Source organism: Aeromonas sp. QDB39 (assembly GCF_027707585.1).
In the GTDB taxonomy this organism is placed as follows: domain Bacteria; phylum Pseudomonadota; class Gammaproteobacteria; order Enterobacterales; family Aeromonadaceae; genus Aeromonas; species Aeromonas hydrophila.
This window is the reverse complement of sequence record NZ_JAPCIV010000001.1, coordinates 15,831-38,309: the sequence shown is the minus strand read 5'-3', so window position 1 is coordinate 38,309 and position 22,479 is coordinate 15,831. Positions and strand designations below refer to the sequence as shown.

The following is a 22,479-nucleotide window of genomic DNA, read 5'->3' as shown; positions in this document are numbered from 1 at the left end:
GTATAAAAAGGCGGTGTCGTCAGGCAGGCTTGATTAGCGTTTTATGCAGACAAAGTGCTGAAAAATACCTGTTTGGCCAATAAAAATACAGACAAAACACCAAAGACCTCGGTTCTGTATTGTTTTTTAACTATCCGAGTGATATTTTCGCTGAAGGTTGCCATCGGTTAACTTTTTGTTAAATAAGCGATGGCGTGAGTCACGCCCCAGCGGCGTCTAGGGACAGACAAGGTTGTAATGGATGAGCGACGTTGCCGCACTGGAAGTTCGTGATCTGCACAAGTATTTCGGCACCCACGAAGTGCTCAAGGGCATCGATATGACCGCCCACAAGGGGGATGTGATCTCCCTTATCGGCTCCTCCGGTTCGGGGAAGTCGACCTTTCTTCGTTGTATCAATTTGCTGGAAACACCCTCTTCCGGCACGGTTTCCCTCCATGGCGAACTTATTCGCATGAAAACCAACCGGGCCGGTGAACGGTTGCCGGAGGACGTGCGCCAGGTGGAGCGCATTCGCAGCCGCTTGGCCATGGTGTTTCAAAGCTTCAATCTCTGGTCCCACATGACCATCATGCAGAACATCATCGAGGTGCCGATCCAGGTGCTCAAGGTGCCCCGCGCCGAGGCGATGGCCAAGGCGGAACACCTGCTCAACCGGGTGGGACTGTGGGAGCGGCGCGACTACTACCCAGGTCACCTCTCCGGCGGCCAGCAGCAGCGGGCGGCCATTGCCCGGGCGCTGGCGGTGGAGCCCGAGGTGATGCTGTTTGACGAACCCACCTCGGCGCTCGATCCCGAGCTGGTGGGGGAAGTGCTCGGCCTGATGCGCGAGCTGGCCGAAGAGGGGCGCACCATGCTGGTGGTGACCCATGAGATGTCGTTTGCCCGCGATGTGTCGAACAAGGTAATGTTTTTGCATCAGGGCCGCGTGGAGGAGGAGGGCAATCCCAAGGAGATCTTCGCCCATCCCAAGTCCGAACGGTTCAAGCAATTCATCTCCTCCATCTATTGATGGCCGGGGCTGATCCCCAATAATCTGCAATTGCAACAGTCGATGATTTTATCAAGGAGAGATACATGAACAAGCTGATGCTGGCGACCGCCATAGTCACTGCCCTGTCTTCCGGCAGCCTGATGGCCAAGGAGTGGAAAGAGGTGCGGATCGGGGTGGAAGGTGCCTATCCCCCCTTCTCCTGGACCGAGCCGAGCGGCGAGGTGAAAGGTTTCGACATCGACATCGCCAACGCCCTGTGCGAGGAGATGAAGGTGAAGTGTACCCTGATCAAGCAGGACTGGGACGGCATCATTCCGGCGCTGCTGTCGCGCAAGTATGACGCCATTATCGCCACCATGGACATCACCGAAGAGCGCAAGAAGAAGGTGGACTTCACCCAGAAGTACCAGCACATTCCGGCTCGCTTCGCCGCCAAGAAGGGCACCGAGATCAAGCTCGACAAGGAGTTCATGAGTGGCAAGACAGTGGCCGTCCAGCGCGCCACCTCCATGGACACCTATATCACCGACAACTTCCCCAACGCCACCATCAAGCGTTATGGCACCGCAGACGAGGCCTATCTTGATCTGAAATCCGGCCGGGTTGACTACGTGATGGCCGACTCCGCCGCCATCAGCGACGGCCTGCTCAAGAAAGAGGGTGGCGATGCGTTTGAGTTCATCGGCCCGAAACTGACTGATCCCAAGTGGTTTGGCGAGGGTGCCGGCATCGCGGTGCGCAAGGCCGACAAGGATCTGAAAGAGAAATTCAACGCCGCCATCCTGGCGCTGCGTGCCAACGGCAAGTACAAGGCGATAAACGACAAGTACTTCGACTTCGACGTGTACGGCGAGTAACCCCGAAGGCGCGCTACCCCGGTAGCCGCCGGCGCAATTGCGGCGAATCATCACGACAGGTTGACCCTAGTCTGTAGTCATCGGGCCCGTTGTCTCTCGCAAGGGAGCGATGGGCCCGCTTAGTTGCAATGGAGCTGCATGTGTTTGGTTTGAAAGGATATTGGGACGGGAGATCCCGCTCAATGAGTTGCAATGGAGCCGCATATGTTTGATTTGAAAGGATACGAAACCTCCCTGCTGGAGGGGGCCTGGGTCACCCTGGAAGTAGCGCTGGCCTCCCTGCTGCTGGCGCTGGTGCTCGGCATGCTGGGGGCGCTGGCCAAGCTCTCCCCCTACAAATGGGCCCGCGGTTTTGCCACCGCCTACACCACCGTCATTCGCGGCATCCCCGATCTGGTGCTGATGATGCTGCTGTTCTTCGGCGGCCAGGTACTCATCAACAACCTCTGTACCTGGGTCAACGAGAGCTACAACAACTACCTGCTGGCGAGCAATCCCAATCAGGAGTGGGTCTCCCTGCTGCCCGATTACATCGACATCAGCCCGTTTGCGGCCGGGGTGGCCACCATCGGCTTCATCTTCGGCGCCTACATGACCGAGACCTTCCGCGGCGCCATCCTGGCGGTGGACAAGGGAGAGCTGGAAGCGGCCCGTGCCTTCGGCATGCGGGCAACCCAGGTGTTTGTGCGGATCCTGTTTCCCCAGATGATGCGCCACGCCCTGCCGGGGTTTGGCAACAACTGGCTGGTACTGCTGAAAACCACGGCGCTGGTCTCCATCATCGGGCTCGATGACATGGTGCGCAAAGCGTCCCTGGCAGCGGGTTCGACCCAGCTGCCCTTCACCTTCTACATGGCGGTGGCCCTGATCTTCCTGATCTTCACTGCGGTCTCCACCTCGGCACTGAAATGGGCCGAGCGTCACTATGCGATAAAGACGAGGTAAGCCATGGATTTCTCAATCATTCTCACCGAATGGCCCACCTACTGGCAGGGCCTCTACACCACAGTACTGCTGGTGGCGGCTTCCCTGATCCTCGGGTTGATGCTGGCGGTGCCGCTCGGCATCCTGCGCAACAGCCGCAACTGGCTGATCAAGGGGCCGATCTGGGCCTATATCTACTTCTTTCGCGGCACCCCGCTGCTGGTGCAGCTGTTCATCATCTACTACGGCGCCGCCCAGTGGGAGTGGCTGAAAAACAGCGTCGCCTGGGATCTGTTTGCCGAAGCCTGGTTCTGCGCCCTGCTGGCGTTCACCCTGAACACCGGGGCCTACACCGCCGAGATCGTGCGCGGCGCCGTGCTCAACATGCCCAAGGGGCAGATTGAAGCGGCCAACGCCTTCGGCATGACCCGCTGGCAGACCCTGACCCGGATCATTTTGCCCAACTCGTTTCGCCGGGCACTGCCGGCCTACAGCAACGAGGTGATCTTCATGCTGCAGGGCTCGGCGGTGGCGGGTATCATCACCATCGTCGATCTGACCGGCGCCGCGCGGATCATCAACTCCCGCTACTACAGCCCGTTCGAGGCGTTTTTGACCGCCGGCCTGCTCTACATGCTGCTGACTTTCGTCATCGTCTGGCTGTTCAAGAAATGGGAAGCCCGCTGGCACGCCCACCTGCGCCCCCGCACCGTGTAAACGCCATAAAAAAAGCCCGCAATTGCGGGCTTTTTTGTGGCTGCGTGTTGCTCAGCGGCCCAGGTATTCCCGGTCGAAGAAGGTGTTGACCCAGTGGGGGCGGTAGATGGCGAGCAGGGTCATGGTCATGCCGTTGAGTAGGGCTTCGGGGAAGAGCAGCAGTGGCCAGATGGAGAGGTAGTCGGCGCTGATGGTGTACCAGGGGTAGGTGTCGCTGAGACCCATCAGGAGGGCGCTGGCCACCACCTTGACCGAGATGGAGAGGGCGCCGCCAAGAAAGGCTACCACGAACAGGTAGACGAACAGATGGCGCGGCAGCCAGGCCCAGCTGGCCAGAAACAGCAGCCAGGTGGTGGCGACCGGCAGGGCCACGCCGATGAGGGCCTGCCAGCCGATCTCGGCCAGCGGGATGACGCCAAAATAGCTTAGCACCAGCAGGGTGAGGCAGGGGGCGAGCAGGGCGAGGCGCCAGCCCAGCAGCAGGGTGAGGCTGGTGAGGCCGAGAAAGTGCACATCCAGCCCCTCGTGCAGGCCGGCCCGCAGGGTCCAGAGCGGCACCAGCACGATGGCGCCGCCGAGGCAAAGATGCTGATAGAGCGGATTGTGGTAGAGGGTGCGCAGCAAGGTGCCGCGCAGGCTGAATATGAGCAGCAGTACCCAGAGCAGCAGGGCGGCGGCTTGTCCTTCACTCATGGCAGATCCTTGTCCGGTGACGGCATGCAGGTGGGCGAAGCCCGATGTGAAAGGGGCCGGCGTTTTCCCGGCCAGCCCCTGAGCTCTCAGTATTTTACGTTGTTGTGATATTTGGCGAGGATGCCCTGGACGCGGTCCATGGTCTCCTTGCTGGGCGGTTTGATCCCGTTGAGATCATAGGTGTCGCCCAGTACGTCCCACTTGTGCTTGCCAAGTTCGTGATAGGGCAGTAGCTCCACCTTCTCGACGCACTCGCCCAGTTCGGCGATGAACTGGCCGAGCCCTTCGGCACTCTCGTCGTCGTCCGACCAGGTCGGCACCACCACGTAGCGGATCCACATGGTCTTGCCCTTGGCGGCCAGATAACGGGCAAACTCCAGGGTGTACTTGTTGCTGACGTGGGTCAGCGGAATGTGCTTGTCGTCGTTGATCTGCTTGATGTCGAGCAGCACCAGATCGGTATTGTCGAGCACCTTGTCGAGCTGCTCGTCGTAGTGGCGCACGAAACCGTTGGTGTCGAGGCAGGTGTGGATGCCCTTCTCCTTGCAGGCGGCGAACAGTTCGGCGATGAAATTTTGCTGCAGCATGGCTTCGCCACCGGAGGCGGTGACGCCGCCGCCCGAGGCATTCATGAAGTGACGATAGCTGGTGATGTCGCTCATCAACTCCGGCACTGTCACCTCGCGGCCGCCCTGGGTGTCCCAGGTGTCGCGGTTGTGGCAGTACTTGCAGCGCATCAGGCAGCCCTGCATGAACACGATGAAGCGTATTCCGGGGCCATCGACGGTGCCGCAGGTTTCAACGGAATGGATCCGGCCAATGACCCCGGATGCATCGGCGGTCACACTGGTTTCAGCGGCGGTGGCGCTGACTTCGACAGCGGGGATCCGATTAATGACAGACATAGACGACTCCAATGATTCGAGCAGGGCGTTATTTTATTACATAAAGCCCTATAAATCCTACATGTTTAGCCCGGTACCGCGGCACCCAGCAGGCTCTCTAGGGCTTTGGCGGTGAGCGGCCGGCTGGTCAGGAAGCCTTGATAATGCTGGCATCCGAGGGATTTGAGGATGGCGAGCTGCTCTTCGTCCTCCACCCCTTCGGCGGTGACGGTAAAACGAAAAACCTTGGCCAGTTCCAGGATCGCCTTGACGATGGCCTTGTCCTGTTCGCTGTGTACCAGGGTCTGGATGAAGCTTCGGTCGAGCTTCACCTCGTCCGCCGGCAGGTCGCGCAGATAGGCGAGCGACGAGTAGCCGGTGCCGAAATCATCGATGGAGAGCAGAATGCCGAGCTCCTTGAGCTGGCGCATTCTGGCGATGCTCTCCAGCCGGTTCTCCAGCACCACGGATTCAGTCACCTCCAGCAGCAGGCGGGAAGGAGGCACCCCGGTATCGCGCAGTATGTATTCCACCTGCTGCACGAAGCCGACGGTGTGGAACTGGCGGGCGCTGACGTTGACCGACAGATGGGGAATGGCCAGCCCGCGGTTGAGCCAGAAGCTGTACTGGGCGCAGGCGGTCTTCATCACCCAGTAGCCGATGTCCTGGATGAGGCTGGTCTCTTCGGCAATGGGGATGAACTCCGCCGGCGGCACCATGCTGCCGTCGCTGCGCTGCCAGCGCAGCAGCGCCTCGATGCCGGACAGTGCGCCGTTGTCGACCCGGTATTGTGGCTGATAGTGCAGTTGCAGCTCGTGGTGGCGCAGGGCGTCGCGCAGCTGGTTGTTGAGCGCCAGCTTGCTCTTCTCCTTCTCCGCCATCGCTTCGCTGAAGAACACATAGTTGCCCTGGCCGGATCGCTTGGCCATGTGGGTGGCGGTGTCGGCCTGCTGCATCAGCACCAGGTGATCCTTGTCCTCGCTGGAGAAGAGGCTGATCCCCACCGAGGCGCTGCAGTGCAGCTTGTGATCCTCGATGTCGAACGGAATACGAAACAGCCCCATCAGCTCGCGGGCGAAGTGCTCGGCCAGGATCTTGGCGGTGACATAGCCCTGGCCCAGAGCGGTGAACAGCAGGGCGAATTCGTCCCCCGAGATGCGGGCCAGCACCAGGTTGTCCTGCGGCAGCCCCTTGAGCCGCTCCACCACCGCCTGCAGCAGCAGATCGCCGCAGGCATGGCCGAGGGAGTCGTTGATCGACTTGAAGTTGTCCAGATCCACCAGCAGCAGGGCGCCCCACTGGCCGCTGGCCTCCTGCAGGGTACGCTGCATGATGTCGTTGAGGCTGCGGCGGTTGTAGAGGCCGCACAGATCGTCGTAATAGGCGAGCTGCTCGATGTGGCGCGCCGCCTCCTTCTCCTTGCTGATGTCGTAGAAGCTGCAGACGTAGTGGCTGATTTCGCCGTGCTCGTCCTGCACTCCGCTCACCATCAAGCGGACCGGGAACAGGTGGCCATCCTTGTGCAGGCAGCGCTCTTCGCCCATCCAGAACTCCTGGGCCGCTACCGCCTGGCGCACATCCTGTTTCAGGTGATCGCCATAGTAGGTGGGCCTGAGCCGGACGATATGCTGGCCGATCATCTCATCATCGGCAAAACCGGTGATGCGGGTAAAGGAGTTGTTGACCTTGAGGATGATCCCCTTGTGATCCATCACCAGCAGGCCGTCGTGGGTGTTGAAAGCCACCTCGGCCAGCCGCAAGGCTTCGTCGGCGGCCAAGCGTTGCAGTTCGACTGCGGCCCGCTCGTGCTGGCTGCTGAGAGCGTCGAGCAGTGGCATGGGGTCCGCCAGCGGCGTGTCGAGCAGCAAAGTGAGCTGGCCGATGGGGGCACCGTGCTGGCCGTGCAGCGGAATGCCGACATAGACGCTGGCATTGAGTGCCAGCAGCTGGCTGGCCTGGGGATAGCGCAGCGGCAGGTCTTCCACATAGACCGCCTGGCCGTGTTGGAACAGCTCCTGGCCGGGGCCCGGGTCCATCTGGATGGGTTTGAGCACCGAGAAGGTCTCCCCCTCCAGCACGCAGCGCGGGATCATCCACAACTCCTGGCCGCGGGGCTGGTACTCGCCGATCCAGCCGATGCGGGCGCCGCTGACGCTCATGCCCCAGCGCACCAGCGCGCGGCAATAGGCGATGCCGGTCAGCAGGGTGAGCTCGGCCGGCAGGGCCAGCACAGGGTTGTGCACAGGTTCGGGGAGCGGTTGCCAGTGGCCGAGCAGCTGGGCGCTGTGCCGCACCAGTTGCAGCATCTCCTCGCTGAGCGGGGTGGCGTTGAGGTATTCGAGGCTCAGCACGCCGATGAGTTTTTCCTGCTCCAGCAACGCGCCGTCGAGGCGTGAGCTCACCCCCGCATTGGCCAAGTAGTAGTGCTGGCTCAGCATGGGTTGGTGCGCCGCCTCCGAAAAGCTCAGGGACTTGCGGGTGCGCAGGGCGCGGATGTAGCGGCTGTCGCTGCGAATGGCGGCCACTTCGTCGGCCCCCAGGGTGAAGACCGGGGTCAGCTGCTCGCTGCCGAGGGGGCCGTTGGCCTGATAGTGCCAGAGGATGAGGCGATCGGCCCCCAGGCTCTCCTTGAGGGTCTCCAGCATGGCGGCAAACTGCTGCTGGCTCGCCATCTGGCTCAGGCGCGGCAGGTGCAGTGCCAGATCGGCCACCGGCTCCTGGCGCAGGGTCTGCAGGCAGATGAGCCAGAAGGCATCTTGTTCGTGGGAGAGGGCAACGTGCCACTGCTGGCCGGCAAAGCGCAGCACCAGCTTGCCGCCCTGGCCGCTGGTGAGCGCCTGCTCGATGGGCAGACGCAGCGCATCCGGCAACTGGGCCGGCCAGGGGCCTCTGGGCTCATCGAGCCAGTAGAGCGGGGTTTGCATCACATCGGTCAGAGCGACCAGCCGCTGGCTGCGCACGTCCAGACGAAAGAACAGCGGTGTCTGGCTGGCAGAAGAAAGGTGACTGAGCGCGGTTGACGACATGAACTGATAACATCCTGTTGAACGACTGTCGGGTGGCAAGAATACTGCAAAATCGGTACAAACAAAATTTCATTGAGTTCTAAATTAGAAAATACTAATTTAATGGCAATCTGTGGTTGACTGGAGTCTTGCTGATGAAACGGATCCTGATTGTAGGCGGTGTGGCCGGTGGTGCCTCTGCGGCGGCCAGAGCCCGCCGTCTGAGCGAAGAAGCGGAAATTGTGATGTTCGAGCGGGGCGAGTTCGTCAGCTTCGCCAACTGCGGGCTGCCCTATCACATCGGTGGCGACATCCCCAGCCGGGATGCCCTTCTGTTGCAGACCCCCCAGAGCTTCAAACGCCGCTTCAACGTGGATGTGCGGGTCTTTCACGACGTCATCGAGATAGACAAGGCCGGCAAGAGCCTGCTGGTGCGCAACCTGCTGACCGGCGAAGAGCGCCGTGAAGCCTATGACGTGCTGCTGCTGAGCCCGGGCGCGGCCCCCATCCGGCCTCCGTTCCCCGGTATCGACAGCCCGGGTGTGCACACCTTGCGCAATATTCCCGACATGGATCGCATTCTGGCGGCGCTGGCGCACGAGCAGCCGCGCCATGTCACCGTGGTGGGGGGCGGCTTCATCGGGCTGGAGATGATGGAGGCGCTGCACCAGCGCAAGCTGGATGTCACCCTGCTGGAGCTCTCCGATCAGGTGATGGCGCCGGTGGATAAAGAGATGGCCAACATGCTCCATGCCCGTATCCGGGAGGAGGGGATCGATCTGCGCCTGCGCACCGGCCTCTCGGCCATCGAGAGTCTGGATGTGCTGGCGGAAAAAACCGCTGCCGTGGCCACTGAACAACGGGGTGGATTACGCCTGACCCTGAGCGATGGCACCCGGCTCGATACCGGCCTGTTGATCCTCGCCATCGGTGTCAAGCCCGAGACCCTGCTCGCCGCCAAGGCGGGGCTGGAGCTGGGGCCGCGCGGCGGCATCAAGGTGGACGCCGGCATGCGAACCTCGGATCCCTTCATCTATGCGGTGGGGGATGCGGTGGAGGAGACCGACTTCGTCACCGGCGAGTCTGTGCTGATCCCGCTGGCGGGCCCCGCCAACCGGCAGGGGCGCATCGCCGCCGACAACATGCTGGGGCGCAGCGAAACCTACAAGAAGACCCAGGGTACCGCCATTTGCAAGCTGTTCGATCTGGCGGTGGCCAGCACCGGCCTCAATGAGAAGCGGCTGCTGCAGCTGGGGCTGCCGTTCGAGAAGGCCTATGTCCACCCGGGCAGCCACGCCGGTTACTATCCCGGCGCCCACCCGGTCAGCCTCAAGCTGCTGTTTGCCCCCGATGGCAAGATTTACGGTGCCCAGGCCATCGGCAAGGACGGGGTCGACAAGCGCATCGACGTGCTGGCGGTGGCCCAGCGCGCCGGTCTCACCGTGTTTGATCTGCAGGATCTGGAGCTCACCTATGCGCCGCCCTTCGGCTCGGCCAAGGACGTGATCAACATGGCCGGCTTCGTGGCCAGCAACCATTTGAAGGGGGATACCCTGCTCTGCCACGCAGCTGAGGTCGAGGCCCGTCACCCCCATCAGCAGGTGCTGGACGTGCGCAATGGTCCCGAACTCGAGAAGCTGGGTCGCATCCCGGGCGCCCTGCACATCCCCCTCGATGAACTGCGCGGCCGCCTCCATGAGCTGCCCAAGGATAAAGAGCTGCTCATCAGCTGCCAGGTGGGCTTGCGCGGTCATGTGGCCTGTCGCCTGCTGAGCCAGCACGGCTTCAAGGTCAAGAACCTCTCCGGCGGCTTCAAGACTTGGCAGATGGCCACCGCCGAATAGCGTTGGCCGAGGAGGGCATCAGGGGCAATGCCAGCCAAAGGCCACTCGGGAGAGTGGCCTTTTTGTTTTCATTGCTTAACGGATGGATGGCTAGTGCGGCGTGTTGCCCAGTTGCTTGCGAACATGGTGTTGCAGGATCGCCAGCATGCAGGCACCGGAGAGGCCTATCATCAGGGCGCCATTGACCGCCTCGAGCGGCCCGAGCAGCTTCCACCGTGCACTCATGACGATGTCGCCATAGCCCAGGGTGGCGAAGTTGACGCCTGAGTGATAGACGGCCTCCTGCAGCGTGTTGAACTCGCCCAGCCACAGGAACAGGGCACCCCAGATGCCAATCTGCACCAGATTGCCCAGCATCACCAGGGTGATGATGCCAAACAGCGCCAGCACCCCGGCCAGCATGCCTTCCCGTTCGCTGAACCGCTTGACGTAGAAGCGGATACACCAGACGGACATCAGGGATTGCAGCAGCATGTTGGCCAGGATCACCGGGATGCCGACCAGAAAAATGGAAAACATATCACTCTCCTATCGATGCTTGTGCCAGTGGCCGGCCGACGGGCCAGCACTGTTCAAGCAGCCAGATACAGAGCCAGCCGTAGCCGGCCACCAACAGATAGAGGCCGCAGCGCATCGCAGCCGCCAGCCAGACATCCTTGCCGGTGGCACTGTCCTCGATTGCCGGACCAAACAGGATCAGCGCGGTGATCCAGGCGTTGCTCCAGAACGAGGGTGGAAAGTGACTTGGCACCAGCAGCACCAGCCGTCGTGCCAGCCAGAGTGTCATCAGGGCCAGCAGCAGCACCAGCATCAACAGCGAGGGCCAGAGGCCGAGCCCCAGCCAGAGCACAAACGCCAGCAGGGCGCCCGTCAGCGTCGACAGCACCAGCTCCTTGCCCGCCTCTTTGGCGGTGAGCGAGCTGCTCTGCTGAGCCAGCATCACCGTCTTCATCACAGCCGGGATATAGAACGCCGGATTGCCGAGCGCCAGCAGCCACACCGGCAGCACGATGGCCACGGCCCGTAGCGCGAGGCGATCGGGATGCTCGGGGGAGCTTGGTTTGTGAGGCTCAGCCCCCGTTGGCATCGGTTGGGGTGGAAACAGAGCATGGGCCACCCGGTTGACCAGGGTGCCTATGAGGATCCCCAGCGCCATCATCTGGGCAAGGGCGATGGCAAGTGCCTGCTCGATGAGGCCGGCCACCGGGATCACAGTGATGGCCATGATGAGCAGCATGGCGGCCGCTCCCTTGTCCGTCAGCGCCTGTTGCATCAGACCATGGAGCAGCAGTGCGACGAGCAGCACCGCCGCCAGCGCATAGTGGGTCAGCAGGGGCACCAGCAGCACGCCGCCGACCATCACGGCCAGCAGCAGGGCGCCACCCAGCAACCCTTTGCCAAGGCCGAGCGGCTCGCCGGGGCGACACAGCACCACCCAGGCCATGATGACCCCGAGATGCGGCATGGGCAGCGCCAGCCCGTAGCAGATCAGGGTTGCCAGTGCGATGCCGGTGCCAATGCGCAGTACTGTCCTGTCGGCGTTATGCATGGGAGCCTCAGTAGAGGAAGGAGCAGAGGCTCATCAGCCGGATATGGAGCGAGCCCAGCAGGTTCATCACCCAGCTGCCGCCGGCATTCCCACCGGTATAGACCAGCACGTCGGCCTGACCGCCGACCCGCAGCGCCTCGACCGGGGGGAAGTCAGCGGCCTTGAAGGCGATCTTGACCGGGAAGCGCTGAGCCTGGCGCAGCCAGTCGCGGTTGTTGTCCACGCTCGGCAAGGTGCCCGCCGGTTGACCCTTACCATCGCTCACCCCGTAGCCGATGCTGCGCACCTCCCCCTCGAACAGGCGGCCGGGCAGGCTGTCGAGCAGGATGGCGACCCTGTCACCGGCGTGAATGTTGCCGAGGTTGTTCTCCGTCAGATCCGCCGACACCCAGACGTCGTGGATGGCGATCAGGGTCATGGCCGGGGCACCGGCACCGATAAACTGGCCTGCATCCGTGTGAAGATCCGTGATGAGACCGCGGCCTGGCGCCACCACCCGGGTGTTCTGGCGATCCAGCTCGGCCTTGTGTACCGCCGCACGGGCGCTGAGCAGCTGGGAGTTGTGATCGCCGTTCGCCCCGGCGGCCTCGATGGCGCGGCGCACGTCGGCCTGGGCTGCCGCCACCTGGCTCCTGGCCGTCTCGCGGCTGGCCTGGGCTACCTCGAGGCGACGCACCGAGATGGCGCCCGGATCTTCCCGATAGAGCCGCTCCTGCCGCTCGGCGTCCTTGGCCGCGTTGTCGTAGGCGGCGCGCATGGCCATCAGGGCCGCTTCGGCCGCCTTGACCCCTTCGCTATTTGCTCTGACACCGCTCAACACCGTCTGGTAATCGGAGCGCGCCTTGGCCAGCGCGATGTCATAGGGTTCGGCATCGATCTCGAACAAGGGGGTGCCGGCTTCCACGTCCTGATTGTCGCGTACATATACCTGCTTGATCTGGCCGGATACCTCGGCGGCGACGGGAACCACGAAGGCCTGCACGCGAGCCTGGGAGCTGTAGGGGGTCAGCCGGTCAGCCAGCAGATACCAGATGAGCAGCAGGAGGATGAGTACCAGCAAGCCGAGCGTGGCGCGGCGGCTGGCCTGGCCGGGGGAGGCGGAGCTGTCAGTCATTCGAGGTTACCTTTCGGGCAGAGGATGAGGGGTGGGCGGCGTCGAGCAGCGGGGCCCAGTCGGCGCGCTTGCGCAAGCGGGCTTCCACTGCCGGGCTGACAAGAGGACGTTCTCGCCCCTGTTCCCAACCGCCACCCAGTGCCTTGTAGAGGGTGATGAGATCGCGCATCCGGGCGCCACGGCTGTTGACCAGCCGCTCTTGCTGATTGAACAGGGCGCGCTGGGAGTCGAGTACCCGCTGGAAGTCCGCCATCCCCTCGCGATACTGGGTGTTGGCGATGTTGAGGGAGCGGCGGGCGGCCTCGCCGGTCTGGGTCAACAGGGCGATCTCGTCCTGGCCGTTGGCGTAGGCCACGGCCGCGTCGTCCACCTCGCGTGCCGCCTTGAACACGCTGTCGCGATAGCGTTCGTGCAGTTGCTGGAAGCGGGCGTCCTGCACCAGGATCTGGTTGCCGAGCCGCCCCTGATCGAGCAGGTTCCAGCTCAGCGATGGCCCGGCGGCCCAGGAGAAGGTGCCGCTCTCCCCGCTGGTAGCGCTGATGCCCAGGGTACCGAGCAGGGTGATGGAGGGGTAGAGTTCGCTCTCGGCCACGCCGATCAGCGCCGACTGGGCGGCCAGCTGTCGCTCCGCCACCCGCACATCGGGGCGACGGCGCAGCAGATCGGCCGGCAGTTCGGTGACCAGTGCCAGCTCGCCCCGGGGGATCTTGCCGGTATCTGCATTCATCTCGGGCAGGGGCCCCGGGGCTCTGGCGAGCAGGGTCGAGAGGGCATTCTGGCTCTGGCGCAGGCTGGTTTCGAGCTGCGGAATGCCGGAGAGGGTGCCCAGGTACTGGGTCTTGGCCTGCTGCACGTCCAGTTCGGCGCTGTTGCCGCTCTTGAACAGCCGTTCGGTGATCTCCAGGCTGCGCTGCTGGATGCGGGCATTCTCGCGAGCGATCTGCAGTCTGGCCTCGACGGTGCGAATGCTCACATAGAGCTGGGCCACCTGGGCCGCCAGCAGGACCTGGATGTCATCATATTGCGCCAGGGTGGCGAAGTAGTTGGCATCCGCCGCCTCGATCCCGCGCTGGAACTTGCCCCAGAAGTCGAGTTCCCAACCGAGGTTGAAGCCGGCGCCATAGCTGCCACCCGAGCTGCTGTGGCCGTTGCGGGTCTGGCCCGCCTGCAGCAGCTCGGCGGTGCCGATGGTGGCCTGGGGGCCGAGCAGGCTCTCGGCGATGCCGAGCTGGGCCCGGGCCTCGAGGATCCGCAATCCCGCTATCCGCACATCCGGGTTCTTGATGAACGCCTCTTCCACCAGCGTGCTCAGCACGGGGTCATGCAACCGGGTCCACCACTGGCGATAGTCGGTGGCCGAAGATACCTGCTGGCCCGTGCTGGCGGGGTGCCAGCCACTCATCTCCTCGACGCGGGGGGCCTGATAGTCAGGGCCAAGCAGGGTGCAGGCACTCAACAGCAGGCATGCGCCCCCCGTGAGCAGAGGGCGCATGGTATGACGCTGGGCGGCCATGGGGCTATTTTTCCGCAGTAGCCAGACCTTCGTTGACCCAGGCCATGAAGATGCGATAACCGATGGAGAGCAGGGTGGCCCCGATGAACATGCCGAGGATGCCGCTGGTGGCCATGCCGCCAAGGGCGCCCAGCAATACTACCGGCATGGGCGCATCGACCCCGCGCCCCAGCAGCAGCGGTTTGAGCACGTTGTCGGCCATGCCGGCGACGATCAGCAGGACGCTGTAGAAGATGTTCAACAGGGTGCCGTGATCGCCTGCGCTCCACATGTAGGCGATGGCGGGCCCCGTTACCAGGATCACGGGCACCTGGGCGATACCGAGGATCAGCGCCAGGACGAAGAAGATGCCGACCGCCGGGATCCCTGCCAGCATCATGACGATCCCCGCCAGCAGGGCCTGGATGAAGGCCACTCCGATGACCCCCATGGCCACGGCCCGGATGGTGCTGGTGCACAACTTGGTCAGCGACAATCCCTTGCGTTCATCCGTGATGCGCATGGCGATGCGATCGGCGCTCAGGGCGCCCGGAGCTCCCCAGGCCATCATGATGCCGGCCACGATGAAGGAGACGACGAAACCCAGCAGTCCACCCCCCATGCTGGCCAGCATGCCGACCACCTGCTTGGCGAGATCGCCGAGTTGCGGCTTGTAGCTGATGAGGAGGCTGGGCAAGTCCACCGATGCCTTCAGCCAGATGGCGTGGAGCTTGGTGCCGATCAGCGGGAGGCTGGCGATGTCGGCGGAAGGCGCCGGGATCTGCAGGGTGTTGCTGTCCATTCGCTCCATCAGGGCGCTGACGCTGTCACCCAGGGAACTCAGCATGGCCACGGTGGGAACCACGATCAGCAGGATGCCCAGCAAGACCAGCAGGGTGGAGGCCCGCCCCTGTTTTCCCCCCAGCCGCACGGCAAAGCGCTGGTGGAGAGGATAGAGAGTGACGGCCAGGATCAGGGCCCACAACATCATGTTCATGAAGGGGGAGAACACGGTGAAGCAGAAAGAGCCCAACGCCAGGATCAGGCCGAACTTGATGAACATATCCAGGAACCGGGCAACCAACCGCTTTTCGACGATGGACAGATCGTTATTTTCCATTCTGGTATGACTCCAACGAGGGATGAGCACACAACCGTGCTTGTCTGACGTGAAGGACTGCCCAGCAAGCGGGTTGTATGGTAATAAATAGACTGAGTTCAGAGTGTAGGGGGTATTTCGAGGCTGCCCCCGGTTTATTTGTTGTGCCGACAATCCATGTTTAATAAATATTTAACTGATTGATATCTAGTCGATTGGTTCAATGGCGCTGATGAGGCTGGATAATAAGGAGTCCGATCACCTGCGGCACCAGAGAACAGTTGTTTCCAGTCTAGTCTGCAGCCGGAAAACGGGGCGGATTTGCCTATATAAAATAGCGTCGGCAGCGTGCGCAGTAGAATGGCGGATATTGCGGCCCTGTCATGGCTGGATATTTCTGTTGCCACAGATGGCGGTGAGGAAGACGTGTCCGCAGCCAGGTGCTCGATGTTGACAGTTGGACATTGACAGGAAGCATGCTGACGGCATCCATGTGTTGATGTGTACCAAACCGGTGCTTGTCATATTTTGAAACATGTTTTCCGCCGGTTTGCCGTTACAGATTAAACCCCGGTACAGCTTGCGGTGGTTATAACCCTGTCAACGTGAAGACAATACCGCCATTGGTAGGGTAGGTCTCACTGCGAACACTAACCGGCTTGTGGCGACTCGAACGCAACTTATTTCTCGCTGAGGTTGTTTGCCTGTGCCATGCTGGCAATCGCCATCCAGGGCGTTGCTTGGCGCGGGCTACCAGCACTGGCATCTACACGTGTCTTCCGCCCTTGACGGTCCACCCCGTTTTCATCTCATGCAAAGGGATCTGAATGAACAAATCCACATGTTGCCAGGGGCTCTCCATCGCCGCCATGCTGGCCCTTTCCTCGGCCATCACGCCGGTAACGAATGCAAGAGAGAGTTTGCCGACGCAGGCCCATCTTCTCTCCAGCCAGCTGCTGACCCAGCTCAATGATACAGTGGCAAGTGACAGCGAGCGTCTGATCGCGCTTTACAAGGACTTGCACCAGCATCCCGAAATTGGCTACACGGAGGTGCGCACCGCCGGTATCGTCAGTCAGCAGTTACGCGAGTTGGGGTTCGACGTCACCGAAGGGATCGCCAAGACCGGGGTGGTCGGGGTGCTCAGAAACGGGGACGGTCCGACGGTCTGGTATCGGGCTGACATGGATGCGCTGCAGGTACGGGAGGCGACTGGGTTCGATTATGCCGCCAAGACCAAACAACGCCTGGCAGATGGCAGCGAGATCGATGTGATGCATGCTTGTGGTCACGATGCCCATGTCACCTGGTTGCTTGGCATGGCCAAGGCCATGGTCGCGCTCAAGCCCGCCTGGTCAGGTACCCTGGTGGTATATGCCCAGCCTGCGGAAGAGCCGGGGACCGGGGCGCAGAGCATGGTGGATGACGGTCTGTGGCAGCGCGGTTTCCCCAAGCCGGATTACGCCTTTGGTGCCCACGTGGTACCTGGCCCCACCGGGCTGGTGGCCAGCGCGGCGGGAGTGCGGATGGCGGGGGTCGATCAGCTCGACATTACTTTTCACGGGGTAGGCGGTCACGGTTCGACCCCCGAGCTGACGCTGGATCCCGTGGTGATGGCGGCCCAGGCTGTGCTGGCCTATCAGACCATCATCAGCCGCAATCTCGATCCCCAGCAACCAGCGGTGCTGACGGTGGGTGCCATCGAGGCGGGGCGTGACAACAACGTGATCCCGGCCAGTGCCGTGCTCAAGCTCAATCTGCGCTGGTTCAGCCACGAAGTGCGTGAACTGCTGCTGCGGCGTATCGACGAGGTCAACCGGGGCATCGCCATCGCTGCCGGGGTACCGGATGACAAGTTGCCGACCCGGCTGATGAAAGGCAGTGCCGGTGCCGTGGTCAATGATGCCGAGTTGATGAGCCGAGTCACGCCTGTCTTGCGTCAGCTGCTGGGGGAGCAGAACGTGATCAGCGATTTCCCCTCTGCCATGGGCTCAGAAGATTTTGCCGAAGCCTTCAAGGGGATGAATGTCCCTTATGCCTATCAATTCATCGGAGTGGCACCGCCCGCGGTATTTGCCAAGGCCAGGGCGGAGGGAAAAACCTTCCCTTATGGGTTGCACAATCCCGACTTCTTCGTGGATCTCGCCGCCATTCCGGTCGGGGCCAGGGTCAATACGGCGACCGCGCTTAGCGTACTGGCCAAATCGGCGGGTCCGGCACAATAGCTGCGTCGAGCATTGACTACTGGTAAATAAAGGCAGGGTGTCTCGCGAGATCACCCTGTCGTCATAGTGGCAGTTACCTCCTGTGTTGTTGCAAACATGGCAATGAGTTTTGTGTCAAGCGAGCCTGATCCCTTATCCTGTTGGCTATTGCGCTGCACTGGCAGCGAGCCAATCAGGGATGACATTTATGCGCCGCGTCGACTCTCACCCTCGCCTCTCTTGTTCCTCACCGCAACAGATGACCGCCCCCGGGCGCCGCTGGCCAGCCCTGCTGCTGGCGGGATTCACGGCGCTGCTGCTGAGCGGCTGCGGCCCCGACAAGCCTGTCGCCAATACGCCGACCACACAACTTGCCGCCCAGCAGGAGGCCGGGGCGCCGAGTTCAGTTGTGCAGGCCAATGCCCGCCAATATCGGGATGCCCCGGCGCTGGCGCTGGTCTTCTCCGGCCCCTTGGTGCCCAAGGCAAACTGGCAGAGCTGGCTTGGGGTCAGCGAGGGGGGCAAGCAGGTGCAGGGGGAGTGGATCCTCGCCGACGATGGCCGTACCCTCTATTTCCCTAACGTCCAGCCCGATAAAAGCTACGAAGTGAGCCTCAAAGCGGGGCTGGGCCCATCCCCCCAGAGTTGGACCCTCAAGACCCGTCCGTTGGAGGCGGGGGCATCCTTTACCGCCAGCGGCATGGTATTGCCGCTGCGTGACGAGCTGCGCCTGCCCATCAGCGCGGTCAACGTGGACGAGGTCAATATCGATTTCTTCCGGGTCGATGCGGAATATCTGCCCCGTTTTCTGGCCGAGTATCGCCCCGGTGCCGGCATGGGCAACTGGGAGCTTGAGCAGATCACCAAGCGGGCCAAGCGGGTGTTCAGCGGCCGCTATGCACTGGAACTCGATGCCAACCGGCGCGAGATCCGCCTCATCAATGTGAAGGAGCCGCAGCTGGCCGAAGCTGGCGTCTACTTTGCGGTGATGTCGCCCCTTGGCAACTACGACTGGCGCAAGGAGACCACCTATTTTGCGGTGAGCGACATGGGGCTCAGTGCCCGCCGTTACCGCGATCAGCTGGAGGTGTTCGTCAGCTCCCTGGCCAGCGCCGACCCGCTCAAGGATGTGCAGCTCTCCCTGCTCGACGAGAAGGGCAACCGGCTGCAGGTGCAAACCACGGATCCGCAGGGCCATCGCCGCTTCGATCAGGTGCAGGGGGCTCGTCTGCTGCTGGCCGAGCAGGGCAACCATCTGGCGGTGCTGCGCCTCGATGGGGCGGCGCTCGATCTCTCCACCTTCGATCTCGGCACCCAGCCCTGGCAGGCCCAGCAGCTCTATCTGTTCAGCGGGCGCGACCTCTATCGCCCCGGCGAGCGGCTCGACAGCGAGATCCTGCTCAAGGGGCAGGATGGCCAGCTGCTGCCGGGCATGGCGGTGGAGCTGGAGGTGAAACAGCCGGACGGCCAGCTGCTCGAGCAGAAACGGCTGCTGCCGGACAACCTTGGCGCCGCCCATTACGGCCTGCGTTTGCCTGACGATGCGCCGCTCGGGCGCTGGACCATCAACCTCAAGACCGCCGCCGGTAGCCGCTTCGAGTGGCCTTTTCTGGTGGAGGAATTTCTGCCTGAGCGCTTGAAACTGCAGCTTGGCAAGGGGCCGGATGGGGAAGTCATGGATCTGGACGCCGCCCTGACGTTGCCACTGCAAGGCGACTATCTCTACGGTGCGCCGGCGAGCGCCACCAAGGCCAAGGCGGAGGTGAAGATCAGCCGCGCCACCATGCCCTTTACCCAGTGGCAGGAGTTCACTCTGGGTGATGCGCTGCTCGCGGAGCAGGCCAAGGATCTTGAACCCCTCAATCTCACCCTTGATGCGCAGGGGCAGGGGACGTTTTCGTTAGCTGATGAGCTCGACAATGTGCGCGCCCTCGGGCCGCTGGAGGTGGCCTATCGGGTGTCGCTCGCCGAGCCCGGTGGCCGCGCCGTCAATCGCAGCCGCACCCAGTATGGCTGGCCCGCAGGCAGCCAGTGGCCAGCGCTCAAGGCCGACTTCGTGGCGGAGCGGGTAGAGGGGGGCAAGCCGCTGCCCTTCCAGATCCTCAACCTCGATGACAAGGGCCAGCCGGTGGCGGGGCCGGTGAAGGTGCGCCTTGTCAACGAGTACCGCGATTACTACTGGCACTACGCCGATGGGGAGGGGTGGAAGTACGAGTTCAACAGCCAGCCCTATCTGGAGCAGGAGCAGACCCTGCAGCTCGATGGCAAGGGGCCGACCCCGCTCACGCTGCAACTGGAGGCGGGCTGGTATCGATTGGAAGTGGAGAACAGTCAGGGCCATCAATCGAGCCTGCGGGTGGAGATCGGTAGTTACGCCTGGGGCGGCGGTGGCGAGCAGGCACGGCCTGACAAGATTGCCATCACCCTCGACAAGCGCGCCTATCTGGCGGGTGACAAAGCCAAAGTGACGCTGGTGGCGCCGCGCCCCGGCAAGGGGTTGCTGCTGGTGGAAGATGGTGACGGCCTGCGCTGGTGGCAGCGTATCGAGCTCAAGGGTGCCGGTGGCGATGCCAAGGATGCCCGCGGCGAGTTCGAGATCCCGATCAGCCCCGAGTGGCAGCGTCACGATCTGCACATTTCGGCCCAGATCGCCGCGCCAGACAGCGCCTCCAAGCCGGTCAGTAGCCAGCAGGGACAAAGTCTGCGCTCGGTCGGTCTGGTGCCGCTCACCCTGGACCGGGAAGCGCGCCGTCTGCCGCTTACCCTGAGCGCGCCTGATAGAGCGGTGCCGCTCACCCGGCTGGAGGTGACCGCCACTTCCACCCCCAACAGTCAGGGCCGCGTGGTGCTGGCTGCGGTGGATCGGGGCGTGCTCAACATCAGCGACTACCAGCCCCTCGACCCATTCGAGATCTTCTTTGGCCGCAAGCGCTTCGCCCAAGATTTGTTCGACAATTATGGCCAGGTGATCCCGCCGCAGGATGGCAAGTTGGCCCGCCTCAACTATGGGGGGGATCGGGCGCCGCTGAAAAAGGGCGGCGCGCTGGAGAGCCGGGTCGAGATCGCCGCACTGTGGAGCGGCGAGGTGAGTTTTGATGAGAGCGGCAAGGCGGTGATCCCGCTCGATCTGCCCAACTTCAACGGCGAGCTGGCGCTGATGGCGCTGGCCTGGAACGAACAGCAAGTGGGTGAGGCCGATCGTGCCGTCAAGGTGGTGGCACCGCTGGTGGCCGAGATCGGTTGGCCGCGCTTTGGCGCCAGAGGCGATGAGACCCGGGCGCTGGTGCAGCTGCGCAACATGAGCGGTGAGGATCAGACCCTCTCCCTTGTGTGGACTCTCAATGGCGGGCTCAAGGCACACGGCGAGCTGCCCGGCACCCTTTCCCTTAAAAGCGGCGAGGAGCAGTGGCTGACCCTGCCGCTCACCGTGACTGGGGCGAACGGCGTGGCAAGCCTGCAGTTGGTGGCCCGCGGCAAGGATTTTGCCATCAGCCGCGACTGGTTTTTGCCGCTGCGCTCCCCCTGGCCGGCCGAGACTCGCCAGCGCTACCAGATGCTGGCTCCCGGCCAGCAGATGAGCTTTGCGCCAGCTGAGCTGGCCGGTCTGGATCGCGCCAACCTGCAAGGGCTGCTCAGCCTCTCCGGCACTCCCCCCTGGGATCCGGCAGCCCAGTGGCAGGCGCTGGCTGACTACCCCTACGCCTGTCTGGAGCAGACCTTGTCCCGTGCCTGGCCTTACTTGCTGACCACGGCGGATGAGCGGGCCGCCTGGAGCAAACCCGCAGAGGGCAAGCAAGCGGCGAGTGAGGCGGATGTGCAGCGCGCCCTGCTGCAGCGGCTGCAACGGTTGCAACTGCCAAGCGGCGGCTTTGGTTTGTGGGATGGTCGCTCCGACGAGGAGCAGTGGCTCACCGCCTATGCCGCCGACTACCTGCTGGCGCGCAAGGAGGCGGGCGACGCAGTGCCGGAGGCGATGCTCAATCAGGCGCTGAACCGGCTGCAGAGCTATCTCACCGACAGCCAGTACGGCGAGCGCTGGAGCAGTGCCCCCGAGCACAGCCGTCTTGCCTATCAGGCTTACAGTGCCTATGTGCTGGCCCGGGTGGGTAAGGCCCCACTCGCTACCTTGCGCCTTGTCTGGGAGCAGCAGGCCGATCACGCCCGTTCCGGTTTGCCGCTCTTGCACCTCTCGCTGGCGCTCTCGGTCATGGGGGATGAGCAGAATGCCGCCAAGGCCCTCAGCCGGGCATTGGCGACCGAGCGCGGGGACGACTATCTGGGGGATTACGGTTCACCGCTGCGTGATGAAGCCCTCGAGCTCTCCCTGCTGCGCCAGCACAAGCTGGCTGCGGAGCGCTGGCCGGCCCTCAGTGCCAAGGTGGCCGATACCCTGGCTCACCGTCAGTGGCTCAGCACCCAGGAGCGGCTCGCCTTGTTGCGACTCGCCCGCTTCGATCCGGCCGTCGACTGGCAGGCCAAGGTGACTTCCTCTCTTGGCAGCGGAGCCCTGAGCGGTTCGGCCCCGTTGCAACTGGGTGCCCCCGAAGCACTGGCGGCGAGCATCGTCACCAACGAGGGCAAGGGCTCCCTCTATGTGCAGCGCACTCTGGTAGGTTACCCCGAACAGGCACCGGCACGGGTCAGCAAGGGGATGAGCGTGACCCGCAGCTGGTTCAACAGCGACGGTCAGCGTTTTGATCCCGCCAAGGTGAAGGTCGGCGATCTGGTGGTGGTGCGGCTCAACGTCAGCAGTGAATCGGCAGTGCCCGATGCCCTGCTGGTGGAGATGGTGCCCGCTGGCTTCGAGCTGGAGAACCCGGCCCTTGGCAACAGCATCAAGCTCGAAGAGCTCTCCATCGAGGGGAAACCGGCGTGGCAGAGCGAGTGGAACGACTATCTCAAGCATCAGGAGTTTCGTGACGACCGCTACACGGCGGCGCTGGATCTGAGCGAGGGGAGCAACCAGCAGCTGATTTACCTGATGCGGGCGGTGACGCCGGGTCGCTATCAGGTGCCGCCGACCCAGGTGGAGGATATGTACCGGCCCGAGCTTAGGGCTGTGGGTGAGGATATCCATGAGGTAACTATCTCTGAGTAGCTGGC

The 22,479-nt window shown here is 62.9% G+C and carries 15 protein-coding genes; 7 read left to right on the top strand and 8 right to left on the bottom strand.

What is annotated here, in order from left to right; all coding sequences use genetic code 11:
* Positions 1-241 precede the first annotated feature (241 nt).
* The 4 genes from PG899_RS00135 (at position 242) to PG899_RS00120 (ending at position 3,492) form a co-directional block, all read left to right on the top strand.
* Positions 242-1,012 carry an ABC transporter ATP-binding protein gene (locus tag PG899_RS00135; RefSeq protein ID WP_011705574.1) on the top strand — a complete coding sequence of 257 codons (771 nt, stop codon included), beginning with the start codon at positions 242-244 and terminating at the stop codon, positions 1,010-1,012.
* Between the two features lie 65 nt (positions 1,013-1,077).
* Positions 1,078-1,851 (top strand): ABC transporter substrate-binding protein, encoded by a 774-nt coding sequence (locus tag PG899_RS00130; protein WP_011705575.1) that lies wholly within the window; start codon positions 1,078-1,080, stop codon positions 1,849-1,851.
* 204 nt (positions 1,852-2,055) lie between these two features.
* Positions 2,056-2,796 (top strand): ABC transporter permease, encoded by a 741-nt coding sequence (locus tag PG899_RS00125; protein ID WP_011705576.1) that lies wholly within the window; start codon positions 2,056-2,058, stop codon positions 2,794-2,796.
* 3 nt (positions 2,797-2,799) lie between these two features.
* On the top strand, positions 2,800-3,492 hold the full coding sequence (locus tag PG899_RS00120) for an ABC transporter permease (protein ID WP_011705577.1): 693 nt from the start codon (positions 2,800-2,802) through the stop codon (positions 3,490-3,492).
* A gap of 51 nt (positions 3,493-3,543) precedes the next feature.
* Here PG899_RS00120 and PG899_RS00115 read toward each other — a convergent pair whose 3' ends face one another.
* From PG899_RS00115 to PG899_RS00105, 3 genes are all read right to left on the bottom strand, one after another.
* Positions 3,544-4,185, bottom strand: a complete 642-nt coding sequence (locus PG899_RS00115) for an energy-coupling factor ABC transporter permease (protein ID WP_011705578.1) — start codon at positions 4,183-4,185, stop codon at positions 3,544-3,546.
* Between the two features lie 86 nt (positions 4,186-4,271).
* Complete coding sequence (gene pflA / locus PG899_RS00110; protein WP_011705579.1) at positions 4,272-5,090, bottom strand: pyruvate formate lyase 1-activating protein; 819 nt, start codon at positions 5,088-5,090, stop codon at positions 4,272-4,274.
* Positions 5,091-5,155: 65 nt separating this feature from the next.
* Complete coding sequence (locus PG899_RS00105; RefSeq protein WP_024943701.1) at positions 5,156-8,095, bottom strand: sensor domain-containing phosphodiesterase; 2,940 nt, start codon at positions 8,093-8,095, stop codon at positions 5,156-5,158.
* 134 nt (positions 8,096-8,229) lie between these two features.
* On the opposite strand from PG899_RS00105, the gene PG899_RS00100 reads away from it, so the two are divergent.
* The gene (locus PG899_RS00100) at positions 8,230-9,918 is read left to right on the top strand and encodes an FAD-dependent oxidoreductase (protein WP_024943700.1); all 1,689 of its coding nucleotides are present in this window, start codon (positions 8,230-8,232) and stop codon (positions 9,916-9,918) included.
* A 90-nt stretch (positions 9,919-10,008) separates the two neighbouring features.
* On the opposite strand, the gene PG899_RS00095 is transcribed toward PG899_RS00100, so the two are convergent.
* Genes PG899_RS00095 through PG899_RS00075 form a run of 5 tightly spaced genes read right to left on the bottom strand, consistent with a single transcriptional unit; the run spans position 10,009 to position 15,193 of the window.
* Positions 10,009-10,437: an ion channel gene (locus PG899_RS00095; protein ID WP_024943699.1), complete on the bottom strand. Its 429-nt coding sequence runs from the start codon at positions 10,435-10,437 to the stop codon at positions 10,009-10,011.
* Between the two features lies 1 nt (position 10,438).
* Positions 10,439-11,467 carry a DUF2955 domain-containing protein gene (locus tag PG899_RS00090; RefSeq protein WP_024943698.1) on the bottom strand — a complete coding sequence of 343 codons (1,029 nt, stop codon included), beginning with the start codon at positions 11,465-11,467 and terminating at the stop codon, positions 10,439-10,441.
* 7 nt (positions 11,468-11,474) lie between these two features.
* Positions 11,475-12,581 (bottom strand): HlyD family secretion protein, encoded by a 1,107-nt coding sequence (locus PG899_RS00085; protein ID WP_024943697.1) that lies wholly within the window; start codon positions 12,579-12,581, stop codon positions 11,475-11,477.
* Positions 12,574-14,094: an efflux transporter outer membrane subunit gene (locus PG899_RS00080; protein ID WP_024943696.1), complete on the bottom strand. Its 1,521-nt coding sequence runs from the start codon at positions 14,092-14,094 to the stop codon at positions 12,574-12,576. Before PG899_RS00080 ends, PG899_RS00085 begins: the two co-directional genes overlap by 8 nt.
* A 4-nt stretch (positions 14,095-14,098) precedes the next feature.
* Positions 14,099-15,193, bottom strand: a complete 1,095-nt coding sequence (locus tag PG899_RS00075) for an AI-2E family transporter (protein WP_016350339.1) — start codon at positions 15,191-15,193, stop codon at positions 14,099-14,101.
* A gap of 806 nt (positions 15,194-15,999) precedes the next feature.
* Here PG899_RS00075 and PG899_RS00070 point away from each other — a divergent pair.
* Entirely contained in the window at positions 16,000-17,397 is a 1,398-nt protein-coding gene (locus PG899_RS00070; protein WP_024943695.1) for an amidohydrolase, read from the top strand.
* Between the two features lie 187 nt (positions 17,398-17,584).
* The gene (locus PG899_RS00065) at positions 17,585-22,474 is read left to right on the top strand and encodes an alpha-2-macroglobulin family protein (protein WP_024943694.1); all 4,890 of its coding nucleotides are present in this window, start codon (positions 17,585-17,587) and stop codon (positions 22,472-22,474) included.
* The last annotated feature ends 5 nt before the right edge of the window (positions 22,475-22,479 follow it).